Raw genomic sequence first — 14,325 nt, 5'->3', positions numbered from 1 at the left:
ATGAAGCAGCACCCATTTAAAATTGCATCGCTTGGCATTCAGCACATGCTTGCCATGTACGCTGGCGCAATTATTGTTCCGCTTATTGTTGGCGGGGGACTTGGTTTAAATCAACAAGAATTAACGTATTTAGTATCGATCGACTTATTAATGTGCGGCGTAGCAACGATTTTACAAGCATTATCAAATCGCTTTTTCGGTATTGGGCTTCCGGTTGTACTTGGTTGTACATTTACAGCGGTTGGACCGATGATTGCAATTGGTAAACAATACGGCGTGTCCTCTATATATGGAGCAATTATTGCTGCGGGATTATTTGTTGTTATTTTCGCGAAATTATTTGGGAAACTTGTAAAACTGTTTCCTCCTGTTGTAACAGGATCTGTCGTTACAGTCATTGGGGTTACACTTGTTCCAGCAGCTATTAATGATATGGCTGGAGGAGTTGGAAGCAAAGATTTTGGAAGTTTAGAAAATTTAGCTTTAGCATTTGGTGTTTTATTATTTATCATTATTATGTATCGTTTCTTTGACGGATTTATCCGTTCAATCTCTATATTACTTGGTCTTTTGTTCGGTACAATCGTTGCGGCATTTATGGGGAAAGTAAGCTTGCAAGCGGTTGGAGAGGCAGATTGGTTCCACGGTATTCAGCCGTTTTACTTTGGTACACCAACATTTGAATTAACGCCAATTATTACGATGATTCTCGTTGCTTGCGTAGGAATTGTGGAAGCAACAGGTGTATATTTTGCATTATCTGATATTTGCAATAAAAAGATCGGTGAAAAAGAATTAACAAAAGGCTATCGCGCAGAAGGATTAGCAATGGTTCTAGGTGGTATTTTTAACGCATTTCCATACACAACATATTCTCAAAACGTAGGCCTTGTTCAATTAACTGGAGTAAGAAATCGCGTTATTATCTATACTTGTGGTGGTATGTTAATTGCTCTTGGGTTTATTCCTAAAATCGCAGCCATTACAACAATTATTCCGAAATCAGTACTTGGCGGTGCGATGTTAGCAATGTTCGGCATGGTAATGGCGTATGGCATTAAAATGTTAAGCAGTGTTGATTTTGGAAAACAAGAGAATTTATTAATCGTTGCATGTTCTGTCGGAATCGGACTTGGTGTTACAGTCGTTCCAACGTTATTCTCACAGCTTCCGGAAAATATTCGTATTTTAACTGATAACGGAATTGTACTTGGAAGTGCATCAGCAGTACTTTTAAATATTGTATTTAATATGGTGCCGCAGCGTAAAGTGAAAGTAAAAGAAGAGCCAGTTTCGATGCAAAGTGCAGTAAGAGAAGCATAGAAAAGCAAGGTCTCATTAGGAGACCTTGCTTTTCTTTTTAAGTGGCATCATCTTACCGTACGTACCAAGGCGCCATATATATTCAAGTGGTCCGTATTGGTAACGAGAAAGCCACCAGCGGCTAATGAAAATTTGTAACGTGTAGAAACCAATGCAAAATAGTGGTCCGACCCATAATGGAGCGGGATAATAATTTTTGAACAATAGCCCGAATACAAGTAATGTAACAATTGTATGCGTGATGTAATTTGTTAACGCCATTCGTCCGACATATTGGAATGGTCGTAATAATTTTTGCCATCTTTCTTTTTGTAATAAGCGCATGAGTGTGAAAATGTAGAAGATGAATAATGTTTTTCCACTAAACATTGTAAAGGCACTCATATAAATCGGATCATAAGGTTGTTTTGACAAGAAATAACGAACCATAAAGAACCACATTGGTAATGTTAAAACGAACATAATAATTTGCCATTTTTTTAGTTTTGGATCTAATTCTTTTGAGCGGCGGAAAATATCTTTTTTGCCAGCATATAAACCAAGCAAAAATAATCCAACTGTTTCTGGAAGCATGAATGCACTTAGCCCAATTGCTTCAGAATAAAACGCATGGAAACGATTTTGTATTTGTAACATCCAGTCTTCTAATGGCATGATTGGTAAGGAGAGTCCTAGCTCATCTCTTGGCATTAAGGCAATTCCAATGCTAGTAATTAGCATTAAAAATTGAAAAATGCTTAGTAGAACTAATGCCCAAATCAAAATAGTACGAGGTTCTCTCTTATAAAATAACAATAAGAAAAATCCAGCGATTGCATAACTATGTAAGATGTCCCCGTCCCATAAAAGAACATAATGCAAGAACCCAAATAATAATAAAATGAGAAGACGGCGAACAAACAAAGTTTTTGGACGATCTGTTTTCGCCTCAGCACGATTCATAAAGATATAAAAACCTAATCCGAATAAAAACGAAAAAATAGTATAAAATTTCGTTTGAATAAACATATCGTAAAATAGGCGGATGTAGCTGTCTACTCCTTCGTAAATCCCTGAAATTTCACTTGAGTCAACTCCGGCAATAACTGGCCAGTTAACAAGAAAAATACCTAGTACAGCTATTCCTCTAATGATATCAATTGAGTGTATCCTCTCGCCTTGTGGAATATTTCGTGTCATTATTTTCCTCCTTATTAAGTAAATCCCTTTTATTATACAAAATGTAAGGTGAAGGGTATAGAGGAGATTTCCAATTTTTAAAACTGTTAAGATGTGCATTATGAGATATAATAAGAGTGCACAGCAAGTTTTAAACTTCTTTAAAACAGGCAGTAAAGCTCCTTTTCCCGAAGGAGCTTTCTTTTTTAGAAAATTGTTGATAATGATTCTCTTTAATGGTAAAATGTATTTAAAATTGATAATCATTATCAAAAAAGGTTGGTGTGTTAATATGGTGTATGCACTTGTTGCAGGAACGATTGCTATATATGTTGGTGTTACAAAGTATGTATTAAATGGAGTAGGAACAACAAAATGAATAATATTACATAAAATCCCTTTCATTTGTAAAAAGAATGAAAGGGATTTTTTATTTTTGATGTGAATATGCTGAAAATTTAGTATGATAATAAAGTGAAACTTTAATCAGCGGGGAGGTCTATCCCTCATTGATTATTATACCGCACGAAACGGGCTTTTACTGCCCACAAATAGCGGGATAAAGTATATACATCTTGGATAAAGGGGAACAAGGGGATGACAAACATAGTACAGACAAACGGTATGAAAAAACTTGTTTGTTTTTATGAAGAGTGGCAAAAAAACGGCGATGTAGAGAATAGTTTGAAGTTGTTTGAATTGATTCAAAAATATAAACAAGAGCAGCTTATGCTAGCTTTTTGTGGTCATTTTTCTGCGGGGAAATCGACAATGATGAATCACCTATATAAAGCGCAATTATTACCGACAAGTCCGATTCCAACGAGTGCTAACGTCGTTAAAATTGAAAGAGGATCTGATCGCGTTGTTGTAACGATTAAGTCTGGAGAACAGTATGAATATGACGGCGCATATTCAGCAGAAGAATTAAAACAAATATGTAAAGACGGTGATGAAGTAATTGGTGTTCATATTTATCGAAATGATGCGCCAATTCCTGATGGGGTTATGTTAGTTGATACGCCCGGAATTGATTCTACGGATGATGCCCACCAATTAGCGACAGAATCAACACTGCATCTAGCAGATGTTATTTTCTATATGATGGATTATAACCATGTCCAATCAGAGGTTAACTTACAATTTGTTAAAGAATTGAAACAACGTAATAAAACGGTTTATCTCGTTGTAAACCAAATAGATAAACATAAAGCAAATGAGTTATCGTTTGAAGAGTATAGAGATAGTGTAAAACAGTCTTTTTCTAACTGGGATATTGAAGTGGATGGTATTTTTTATACATCATTGCGAATGATGAATCATCCATACAATGAAATTCAAAGTTTAGAAGCATTAATTTTTTCTATCATGAAAGAAAAAGAGCAGTATGTAAGAAAGGGAATGGAGCGAGAAACAGAATATTTACTGCAAGAACATTGTTCGTTTATTCTTTCTGAAAATGAAAAACATCTTATGAAATATGAAGAAGAATTAACATCACCACTGTCACTTTCAGAGATAGTTGAAAAAAAGGAAGAGTTAACTGAAAATAAAAATCGCGCGGCTAGTAAAGAATCTGATGTGAGAAATGAATTTATAAAAGGTTTACAAGCCATATTAGATAACGCGTATTTAATGCCATTTGAAATGAGAGAATTGGCAAATGAATATTTAGAAACGAAATTAACGAAGTTTAAAGTTGGTTTGTTATTTGCGAAAGGAAAGACGGAGCAAGAAAAACAGAGACGTGTAGATGCTTTTTATTCTGCTCTTCAAAAGACTGTTGAAACGCAACTTGATTTTCATGTGAAAGAATTTATTGTAGCCTTCTTAAAAGAAGAAGGGTTATTTACAGAAGAAATAGGGAAAGACATATATGCGTTAGAGATTGCTTTCGGACCGGAAGTGTTGGCTGAAACAATTAAACAAGGGGCTGGATTTACCGGTGATTACTTACTTCTTTATACTGCTGACGTTGCAAATGAGTTAAAGAAAAGATACTTTATGAAATCTCAGCAAATTTTCGGGAAAAGTACGGGTATATTGCAGAAGAAAGTGAAGATAGAGATTGCTCGTATTGAAGAAGAAATTGAAAAATACACGATGTTACAAACAGCAAAAGAAACGAAATTACAATACATTAAGAAGTATGAGGAATATGAGATCTATTTAGGAGATATTTGGAATGAACATGTTTCTATACCAGATGAATTACAAATAGACGAAATATTACAAAGTAAAAAACAAATTGTTAGTGAGAAGTTTACACTACAAGAGCAAGAAATTGTAAATGACAACGTAGCGGCTAGTGAAGAAGAGATTAAAGGAACGAAAGCTTTAAATATTCAGCGTATATTAGAAAAAGTGAAGAAAGCTGAAACGATATTAGATCCATTGCCTACAATGAAACATTTACAGCAAGAAGTAGTTGGAAAAAGACAGCGTGTAGAAACGAAGCAATTTACAGTAGCGTTATTTGGAGCTTTTAGTGCTGGGAAATCATCATTTGCTAACGCATTGCTTGGTGAAAAGGTACTTCCTGTATCGCCAAACCCAACGACAGCAACAATAAATCAAATTTTGCCAGTTACAGAAGAGAAACCACATGGAACGGTAATTGTCCAGTTTAAATCAGAGCAAGCGCTGTTAGAAGATATGAAAGCTGTTTATAAAATGTTTCACTATGAAATTGCTACATTGGAAGAAGCGTTAACGCAAATTGATAAAATTATGAAATATCCTTCACCAAGCGGGAAGCAAAAAACAACATTTAGCTTTTTACGAGCGGTACAAAAAGGATATGAGGCAGTTGCTAATCATTTAGGGGAACAAGTACAAGTTACGTTAGAGGAGTTCTCTGATTATGTAGCTAATGAAGAAAAATCATGCTTTGTTGAGCATATGGAGCTTTATTATGATTGTGCTTTAACAAGGCAAGGAGTAGCGCTTGTAGATACACCAGGGGCGGATTCTATTAACGCTCGTCATACGGATGTTGCATTTCAGTATATTAAAAACGCAGACGCTATTTTATTCGTAACATACTATAATCATGTTTTCTCTCGCGCAGATCGTGAGTTTTTAATTCAGCTCGGTCGTGTAAAGGATACATTTGCACTTGATAAAATGTTCTTCTTAATAAATGCTGCCGATTTAGCACAATCCGAAGAAGAACTTGAAATGGTAAAAGGTTATATTGCGGATCAGCTCTTACAATACGGTATTAGAAATCCACGTTTATTTGCAATTTCAAGTTTATGTGCACTTGAAGAAAAGCAAGGGAAAAGTATTGATAAAGAAAAGTATGGTATTTTACAAAACTCTGGGATTGCTAAGTTTGAAGAATCATTTACGTCCTTTATGATGAGGGATTTAATGCTTGTATCTGTGCACGCTTTATATAGTGCATTGCAAGGAGCGAATCAGCTTCTTGTAAATATGATAAATGGCGCGAAGCAGGGAAATGATGAGAAAGAGAAGCAAACAAAAAAATATGAAGCAGAGCGTGATCAGCTACTTCATATTATTTCATCATATAGTGTACTTGCTGAAGAGCAAGCAATGCAAAATGAAGTGAAAGAATTGCTTTATTATGTACACCAACGTCTATTTTTACGCTATAACGATGTGTTTACTGAATTTATTAATCCGGCGTCGTTACGAACAGACGGGAATGTAAAAATGCAGTTGCAACAATGTGTAATGGAATTAGTTTCATTTATTCAACATGATTTATTACAAGAAATGCGTGCGACATCATTACGTCTTGAAAAATGGATAGATGAAGCGATGAAGCGTGCAAAGGATGAAATTGTTGTGAATTGCAAAGTGGAAAATGAATCGATTTCTATGGGTGGAACAGTGGATTATGGATATAAAGTTATTACACATAAAGAGCCGTTTCCTTCAATAGAAATAAAAGATTTTAAAAAGGCACTGGCACATTTTAAAAATGAGAAAAGCTTTTTTGAAAAAAATGATAAAGCTTTTATGCAAGAAGACGCTAAAGGAGTGTTAGAACCTTTCGTATCAAACTATGTAGCTGATGAAGAAGATTTATTCGTTCATCACTATAAGCAAGAGTGGGATGCAAAATGGAACCTATTCCAAAAAGTGATGCAGCAAGATGTTGAGAATTATTATGAAAGTATATTATTCGCTTTAGCTGAAACAATTGATGTATCACTATATGAACAAAGTAAAGAAGAGCTACAAAAGCAGTTAGTAGAAATTGAAAAAGAAATTTATATTAAATAGCCGTTATGAAAAAAAGATTCGTTCAATTTTCTTTTGTAGTACAGTATCTAAAGATTTTACAAACCCTGCAAACTCATCAGTAGAAATCATATGGGTAAGAACTAAGCGTCTGCCGTCTGGTGTTTCACCGCATAAGACGAATGAAGAAAACTCATACGTTTTGTTTTCTACTACTAATTTTGGATAGGAATATGTGTCGCTCTTCTTTTTCTTTCCATCAATAGAGATGACGTTGCATTTTTTCTCATTGTTGTCCATGGTGAATCCCTCCTTTCTATTATCTATGGTAGACAAGGGGGGTTTAGAACAATAGGGAAGGGGGAATTTTTATGTCTGTTGTAGTAGAGCGTATTTCGAAAGAAGCTATACCGAAATCTTTATTGCTCCTTGCTGATCCAAGTGAACGCCAAATTGATGCATATGTACAGAGAGGGTTTACGTATATAGCTAAACAAGAAGAAAGCATTATCGGTGTATATGTGCTTTTGGAAACAAGACCAAAGACAATGGAAATTATGAATATTGCGGTTGTAGAACATATGCAAGGAAAAGGTATTGGTAAGGGGTTATTGTTGCATGCAATAGAAAAAGCTAAAGAATATAATATGTACAAACTTGAAGTTGGTACAGGTAATTCTAGCATTTCACAACTTGCGTTATATCAAAAATGTGGATTTCGTATTTTTTCTATTGATTTTGATTACTTTTCAAAGCATTATGAAGAAGAGATTATTGAAAATGGAATTGTATGTCGTGATATGATTCGGCTTGCAATGAAATTAAACAAATAAGTATAAATTATTAGGGGGAAGAGAAGATGGAAGTACATAAAGCAATTACAGCACATTCTCGTAAACAAAATGAGATTGTAAAAATATTTTTACAATTAGATGCGCAACGCGAAGCAGCAATTGAGGCTGCGATCGCACTTGCATCAAATGGAAAACATTTCTCAGTTGATGCAATTAATATGGTAACAAAGCAAATTAATGACCTTGCAAAACGCGGCGTTGCGCCGCAGCGTAAACTTGTTACAACAGATATGGTTATGGAGTATGTAGGTCGCGTGAACGAGAAAGAAGGGCGTTAAGGATGATTGTTACAGTCGAATGGTTGCGTGAGCATTTAGAAGATGAACATGTCCGTATAGTCGATTGTCGTTTTGATTTAGCGAATCCAAATTGGGGTAAAGAGAAGTATGAGGAAGAACATATTCCCCATGCGTTATATTTTGATTTAAATTTAGATTTATCAAGTTCTGTAATAGAGCATGGTGGTCGCCATCCATTACCAAATATAGAGCAGTTTGCAGACAAGCTTTCACAGGCTGGGATTGATGAACATACGACAGTAATTGCGTACGATAGTCAAGCTGGTGCAATGGCTTCTCGTTTATGGTGGTTATTAAACTATGTAGGACATGAGAAAGTGTATATATTAGACGGTGGATTTCCAGCTTGGAAAGAGAATGGATTACACACAACGCCGAATATCCCAGTTATTGCACGAAAACCTTTTATACCGGAAATACAAGAAAATATGCTTGTAACGATGGAAACGGTCAGAGAGAATATTCATGCAGGTATAGATATTACGTTAATTGATTCTAGAGAGCCGAAACGTTATGCAGGTGCGGAAGAGCTCGTTGATCCGAAGGCAGGGCATATTCCGACGGCAGTAAACTATTTTTGGAAAGATGGAATTGTAGAATCGGGACACTTTAAAAACGAAGAGGAACAGCAAGGGCGTTTCCAAAATCTTGATAAAGAGAAGGAAACAATCGTATATTGTGGTTCTGGTGTTACAGCGTGTCCGAACATAGTTGCATTAAAATTAGCTGGTTTTCAAAATGTTAAATTGTATACAGGTAGCTGGAGTGATTGGATTTCTTATCCAGAAAATCAAATTGCAAAAGAAGAAGATTAATCACTTGCATGCAAAAATAATTTGTATTAAAATAAGGTCACAAGCAAGAGATTGCTTCAAAAATATTATATTTTACACATTGGAAACAATGTGATAATATAACGACAAGTAAATAATACATCCTGCGGTGTGCGTAACTTATTTATGTCTAAAACCGATGTTAGTTTTACGGAAGCTCAATATTTAGTGACCATCATCAAGCCTTCCTTGTGGAGGAAGATGTACGGTAACTGTGAGGGCATCCACCTGCGAGTAGCGGGTTTTTGGACATTTACGAGGAACGGCACTTGCGGGGGTCTTATTTCAACTAACATTATATAAAATTCCTACGGTGTACGTAGCTTGTGTATGTCTTAAACCAATAAGTATAATATGGAAGTTCAATATTTAAATGTAGATAGCAGGCCATCTTTTTAAGAAGGAAGTTACAAACATTTGTGAGAACATCCACCTGTGAGAGCAGGTTTATGGACATCTATAGATAACGGCATATGTGGGACTATATAAAAAACCTTACGTTTTATACGTAAGGTTTTTTTGTTGAATAAATATGCTCATGTTATCTCGATTTACCTGTAAAGTTTCCATAATAAATATAGCACTTGCGGTCTTCATCAATTTCTCTTGAATCTAGGGTGAATTCCAAATGTATTCCATCCCGTTGAATATATATAATATCTGAATGGAGAGAGGGTAAGAGGTCCTCGTAATTCCACACATCTTTACTTTCTATCATAATTGAGCTTGCTTCCTTTAGTTCTCGAATTTCAAAACCTATGTGCGAGTATGTAGGATCTGAAGGGTCGTTGAAAAAAACTTCTTTTTGTATATATAACACTGCTGTCCCGTCTGGATCTACTGAAGTTGCAGTAACGACATATGTATTTCCATCTTTTATAAAATATTCACAAGTCATGCGCGCGACAATTTCAGAATTAGAAATATTTGCGTAGTTCCATAAAGCCGGATACCCGTTAGTTTCATCATTGAGCCGATATTCCAATCGCATTTTATCCCTCTTCTTCCTTTTTCTTCTACTTTATCATGACATCTTATATAATAGAAATATAATTTAAAAAGGGGAGTGCAAAGGTGACAAAAACGAAATGGCTAGTAGGTGGTGTTCTGACATCTTTAATGACGGGCACTTTATTTGGCTGTGCGCAAGATATTCCCCCCGAACCGAATGATAATAGTTGTTCTGATTGGGATTGGGATGATGAGCTTGGTGTTTGGCAGTGTGATGATAGTAGTTCAGGTTATCGTGGACATTACTTTTATGGTGGTAAATACTATCAAAATAAATCCACTTTCAAAAATTCATCAGCGTTTAAAACTTATCAATCTTCGGCCGAATTTAAAGGTGGAATTGGAAGCGGTTCAAAAGGTGGATTTGGAGGTTAAAATATGTCGCAATACATAAAGAAACGAAAAGGATTTTATTCGAATTATCCGCATTTCTGGTCGGATTTATATGAATGTGAGTATAGTTTGTTTCATGTTTTTCCAATAACAGAGCAAACGATGAAACAATTACAATTAGCAACTGAACGAATGGGGAAAATATTTTTTAAGACTGCTAGACTTCTTCGGGATTTATCTAATGAACAGCTTCTTGAACTTGGTTTTCCAGATGCAAGCTTGCCTTTTATTAGACTGAAAGGAATGTATCCTGAATCTGTTATTTCACGATTTGATTTTGCTTTAACAGATGATAATCGTATTAAAATGCTTGAGTTTAATAGTGACACTCCAACTTTTATTGTGGAATGCTTTCAAATGAATGGAAAAGTTTGTGGGAAATTAGGCTATGATGATCCAAATGCAAATCAAGAGCGCTTACTTTCTTCCGGTATTACAAAAGCCGTAATGGAGTTTACAAAAGGAATGGAAGATCCAAATGTTGTTTTCACAGCTCATCATGAACATATAGAAGATTGGAATACGACTATGTATTTGAGTGGGCTATGTCATGTTGAAAATAAAGTGATGCCAATGACAGAACTTAGAATTACAGATGATGCTTTAGTAGATAGAGATGGTGTACCGATTGATGTTTTGTATCGCCAAACATATCCAATTGAAGACTTAATTGAAGATCAAGATCCCGAAACGGGGGATTTGGTGGGAGTAGAACTTTTGCAACTTGTAAAAGAAGGAAAGCTTTTTATTATAAATCCTTTGTCGGCCTTTTTAATTCAGCCGAAATCAATTCAATGTCTTATTTGGGGATTAGCAGAAGAAGGTGCTTTTTACACAAGTGAGGAACAAAAGTGGATTAAAGAATATATGCTTCCTACATATTTTGAGCCAGATTTATTTTTGGGGAAAAGTCCTTTCGTTCAAAAACCTTCGTTTGGTAGGGAAGGTGACACGATTACGATTCGTGATAAGGATACAAATATTATGATTCGAAATGCACATGAAACGTATAAATCGTCACTTCCTATATTTCAGAAATATACAGAGCTTCCAGTTGTATTTTTGGAAACTGAAAAAGGAATTGAGAAGCTGTCGTACGTGTTTGGGGCTTTTTTAATTGCTGGAAAAGCGAGCAGCATCGGTATACGTGCCGGAGAAAAAATTACGGGAAATGAATCGTATTATTTACCGGTAGGTATTAAGAAGGAGGAAAATAAATGATTAATTTTTTACTATATTTAGCAGTATCACTTGCACTTTTATGTATCGGTCTTTTTCTTATGGAAGTGACAACGAAAGTTAAGGAATTTAAGTTAATGGCTCAAGGGAATAAAGCGGTAAGCTATGTACTTGGAGGAAGATTACTTGGTCTTGCTATCGTTTTATATTCAACGGCTGCTAATTCTATTTCAATTCTTGATATGGTTTCATGGGGAGCTGTTGGGATATTAGCTCAAATTATTGTCTTTTATTTAGCAGAATGGCTTACACCACGTTTTAATATTAATAAAAGCCTTGAAGAAGATAATCAAGCAGTTGGTCTTTTCCTTATGTTTTTATCACTTTCCATCGGAATTGTAATTGCTGGTTGTGTAACATATTAAAACCCTTACATTTTAACGTAAGGGTTTTATTTTTCATGTGCTAATTTTTTGCAATATGTGCTTAATTAATTTATCCCGCTATTTGTGGGCAGTAAAACTTCCACCTCAAAATTCAGCTGGAGCAAAGAAGTTAGTTGGGAGATTAACTGCCCGTAAAAGCCTGATTGGTGAAGGCTAATAATCAGTGGGCGATGAACAAAACCCCCACTGATTAAAGTTTCACTTTATGTAGCCGAACGCTGAGAAGGATGCGTATTAGTGTACTAAACTCGAGATAGTTGTTGTAATAAGGAAAAGTTTCCATACAAAGTGTTGACATCTATTTTAAATAGGAGTAACATTTTCTATATAATTAAAATAAGTCTCTGTTAGGTGAGGCTCCTGTATAGAGAAATGCTACTGCCCAAAAATGTCGAGAGACGCCAATGGGTCAACAGGAATGATCGAATTAAGGTTTTTCTTAACGTAGCTGGTAATGAACCTATGCTATACAGTGCTAAAACTCGGCGAGGGAGAGGTCCGTAGATTTCTAATTATATTATATTGGGAATCGCTTATTTGTGTATGCAATGACCTTTGCTCTCTTATGAGTAAGGGTCTTTTTTGTTACCAAGCTATGAGTAATTTCATAGTATAGATTATAACTAAAAAATTAAAGAGGAGGTGAGGAGCATGTCAAATTCTGACTCGGTTCCGTTACCCATATACTTCAAATCAAAAATATATGATGTAGGCAGGAAACGACTTGTTCCTCCCTTTATATTTATCATAATGTAGCGTTTATTCGAGGATTTAAGCGCTAGACACTTTCACGGTGAAGTGGATAAATTGAGAAACAAAGCGTTTCTTCCTATGTTGTAAAGGAGGAGACGATAATATGTTATATGTAAATAAAAGTGTGGGTAACACTCCGTATAAATTAAGTAAAAAAGCAATGAAAGAACAAACAATGCTTCAAAAAAATAAAGATTTATTAATTGAAATCGCAACAAGAGATGTAAAATCTGTATTTGCGTATTTTAAAACAACAAGAGACGGACTATCTATGAAAGAGGCACAAAAACGTATTCAAGTATACGGCCGAAATGAATTAACTTCAAAAAGGGCGCGTATTGCGGAAGTAATGATGAAGCTAAGTGGAATGATTCCAGGTCTTTCAAAACAAAATGTGCATGATGAATTACAATGTGAAACAGTTACTGTTTCTAGAGTAGTTGGCTGTAGCGTAACAGGACTAAACAGTGAACTAAAAATGATGAAATTACCAGTACAAGAGCTTGTACCTGGAGATATGATTTTTCTTGCAGAGGGCGATACAGTGCCAGCAGATGTACGTATTATTTATGCAAATGATTTATTAGTAAATGAATCTATGCTGACAGGAAACGATGCTAGTATTGAGAAATTTGAAAGTTGCTATCATCTTGAACGTAAACGATTTATTCCATTAAAACGGATGAAAGACTATAATCCACTTGAACTTGAAAATGTATGTTTCAAAGGTACGTATATTGTTGACGGAAATGCAAAGGCTGTAGTTGTTTCGACTGGTAAAAATACGTATTCAGGAATACTTCATACTTGTTGCGGTAGAATGTCTTAATGTGTTAATGATGCTAAATATACAAAAACAATGTATAATAGACAAAGTTGAACAAAAACGTAGAATGGTAATCTATATATAACCTTACGTGATAACGTGAGGTTATTATTTTTTGTTAGTAGGAGAGGAATTATGAAAAAAGTATTATTAGTTGATGGTATGGCACTATTATTTCGTGCTTTTTACGCAACAAGTGTATATGGACAATTTATGAAACGACAAGATGGTACCCCGACGAATGGGATTCATGGTTATATGAAGCATTTATTAACAGCAACACAAGCAATCGAACCAACGCACATTGTAACGTGCTGGGATATGGGAAGTACGACATTTAGAACGGAATCTTTCTCGAATTATAAAGCAAATCGTGCAGCACCGCCGGAAGAATTAATTCCGCAATTTGATTTAGTACAAGAAATGACTGCGAAATTATCTATGCCTGTAATCGGTATGAAAGGTTATGAAGCGGATGATTGCATCGGTACGCTTGCAAAACAATATTGCAATGAAGCGGAAGTTTATATTTTGACAGGTGATACAGATTTACTTCAACTTGTTGATACGAATGTTACAGTTATGCTTCTTCGTAAAGGAATTGGAAATTACGAGTATTACACACCGGAAAAAATCATGGAAGAGAAAGGTGTAGAACCTTGGCAAATCGTGCATGCGAAAGCTTTCATGGGAGATACAAGTGATAATTATCCAGGTGTAAAAGGTATTGGTGAAAAAACAGCGTATAAGCTTATTCAAGAATACGGCACAGTATCGGCAGTACTAGAAAATATAGCATCATTAACGAAAGGGCAGCGCACAAAAATTGAAAGTGATTTAGAGAATTTAAATATCTCTTTACAATTAGCGCAAATTCATTGTGAAGTTCCAATTTCATGTTCGTTAGAAGAAGGGTTACACACAATGAACGAAGAAAAACTACGATTCGTTTGCGGCGAAATGAATTGGGGAAGACCTGAAATATTGATTAATATGCTTTAAAGGGTATGGAAAGGTAGATCAAACATAATTTTG

The 14,325-nt window shown here is 35.3% G+C and carries 14 protein-coding genes, 2 other RNA genes and 1 riboswitch; of the genes, 13 read left to right on the top strand and 3 right to left on the bottom strand.

Annotated features, from left to right (window positions below):
• Entirely contained in the window at positions 1–1,323 is a 1,323-nt protein-coding gene (gene pbuX / locus JTF23_RS01420) for a xanthine permease PbuX (RefSeq protein ID WP_002158545.1), read from the top strand.
• 15 nt (positions 1,324–1,338) lie between these two features.
• Here the strand turns inward: pbuX and JTF23_RS01415 are convergent, their stop codons facing one another.
• Entirely contained in the window at positions 1,339–2,502 is a 1,164-nt protein-coding gene (locus JTF23_RS01415; protein WP_204207942.1) for a DUF418 domain-containing protein, read from the bottom strand.
• A gap of 100 nt (positions 2,503–2,602) precedes the next feature.
• On the opposite strand from JTF23_RS01415, the gene JTF23_RS01410 reads away from it, so the two are divergent.
• Both JTF23_RS01410 and JTF23_RS01405 read left to right on the top strand, forming a co-directional pair.
• On the top strand, positions 2,603–2,860 hold the full coding sequence (locus JTF23_RS01410; RefSeq protein ID WP_002158543.1) for a hypothetical protein: 258 nt from the start codon (positions 2,603–2,605) through the stop codon (positions 2,858–2,860).
• 218 nt (positions 2,861–3,078) lie between these two features.
• Entirely contained in the window at positions 3,079–6,738 is a 3,660-nt protein-coding gene (locus tag JTF23_RS01405; protein WP_204207941.1) for a dynamin family protein, read from the top strand.
• A gap of 3 nt (positions 6,739–6,741) precedes the next feature.
• Here the strand turns inward: JTF23_RS01405 and JTF23_RS01400 are convergent, their stop codons facing one another.
• Entirely contained in the window at positions 6,742–6,996 is a 255-nt protein-coding gene (locus tag JTF23_RS01400) for a DUF3931 domain-containing protein (protein ID WP_000369740.1), read from the bottom strand.
• 71 nt (positions 6,997–7,067) lie between these two features.
• On the opposite strand from JTF23_RS01400, the gene JTF23_RS01395 reads away from it, so the two are divergent.
• The 5 genes from JTF23_RS01395 (at position 7,068) to ssrS (JTF23_RS01375) (ending at position 9,168) form a co-directional block, all read left to right on the top strand.
• Positions 7,068–7,529, top strand: a complete 462-nt coding sequence (locus tag JTF23_RS01395; RefSeq protein ID WP_204207940.1) for a GNAT family N-acetyltransferase — start codon at positions 7,068–7,070, stop codon at positions 7,527–7,529.
• A gap of 26 nt (positions 7,530–7,555) precedes the next feature.
• On the top strand, positions 7,556–7,828 hold the full coding sequence (locus JTF23_RS01390; protein WP_002149260.1) for a DUF2533 family protein: 273 nt from the start codon (positions 7,556–7,558) through the stop codon (positions 7,826–7,828).
• Positions 7,829–7,830: 2 nt separating this feature from the next.
• The gene (locus JTF23_RS01385; RefSeq protein WP_204207939.1) at positions 7,831–8,664 is read left to right on the top strand and encodes a sulfurtransferase; all 834 of its coding nucleotides are present in this window, start codon (positions 7,831–7,833) and stop codon (positions 8,662–8,664) included.
• A 116-nt stretch (positions 8,665–8,780) separates the two neighbouring features.
• Positions 8,781–8,963, top strand: a non-coding RNA gene (gene ssrS / locus JTF23_RS01380) — 6S RNA.
• Positions 8,964–8,984: 21 nt separating this feature from the next.
• Positions 8,985–9,168, top strand: a non-coding RNA gene (ssrS, locus tag JTF23_RS01375) — 6S RNA.
• Between the two features lie 55 nt (positions 9,169–9,223).
• Here ssrS (JTF23_RS01375) and JTF23_RS01370 read toward each other — a convergent pair.
• Positions 9,224–9,673: a hypothetical protein gene (locus tag JTF23_RS01370; RefSeq protein ID WP_204207938.1), complete on the bottom strand. Its 450-nt coding sequence runs from the start codon at positions 9,671–9,673 to the stop codon at positions 9,224–9,226.
• An 83-nt stretch (positions 9,674–9,756) separates the two neighbouring features.
• Between JTF23_RS01370 and JTF23_RS01365 the strand changes: the two genes are divergently transcribed.
• The 5 genes from JTF23_RS01365 (at position 9,757) to JTF23_RS01345 (ending at position 14,292) form a co-directional block, all read left to right on the top strand.
• Positions 9,757–10,068: a hypothetical protein gene (locus JTF23_RS01365; RefSeq protein ID WP_002158538.1), complete on the top strand. Its 312-nt coding sequence runs from the start codon at positions 9,757–9,759 to the stop codon at positions 10,066–10,068.
• Positions 10,069–10,071: 3 nt separating this feature from the next.
• Complete coding sequence (locus JTF23_RS01360; protein WP_131231675.1) at positions 10,072–11,307, top strand: glutathionylspermidine synthase family protein; 1,236 nt, start codon at positions 10,072–10,074, stop codon at positions 11,305–11,307.
• On the top strand, positions 11,304–11,690 hold the full coding sequence (locus JTF23_RS01355; RefSeq protein WP_002117799.1) for a DUF350 domain-containing protein: 387 nt from the start codon (positions 11,304–11,306) through the stop codon (positions 11,688–11,690). The genes JTF23_RS01360 and JTF23_RS01355 overlap by 4 nt, the downstream gene beginning before the upstream one ends.
• Positions 11,691–12,047: 357 nt before the next feature.
• A riboswitch (M-box (ykoK) riboswitch) is annotated at positions 12,048–12,213 on the top strand.
• A gap of 354 nt (positions 12,214–12,567) precedes the next feature.
• On the top strand, positions 12,568–13,293 hold the full coding sequence (locus JTF23_RS01350; RefSeq protein ID WP_204207937.1) for a P-type ATPase actuator domain-containing protein: 726 nt from the start codon (positions 12,568–12,570) through the stop codon (positions 13,291–13,293).
• Between the two features lie 132 nt (positions 13,294–13,425).
• Entirely contained in the window at positions 13,426–14,292 is an 867-nt protein-coding gene (locus JTF23_RS01345; RefSeq protein ID WP_078173021.1) for a 5'-3' exonuclease, read from the top strand.
• Positions 14,293–14,325 lie beyond the last annotated feature (33 nt).

Source organism: Bacillus sp. RIT 809, assembly GCF_016892495.1.
GTDB lineage: Bacteria > Bacillota > Bacilli > Bacillales > Bacillaceae_G > Bacillus_A > Bacillus_A cereus_U.
This window is presented reverse-complemented; position numbering and strand designations above follow the sequence as displayed.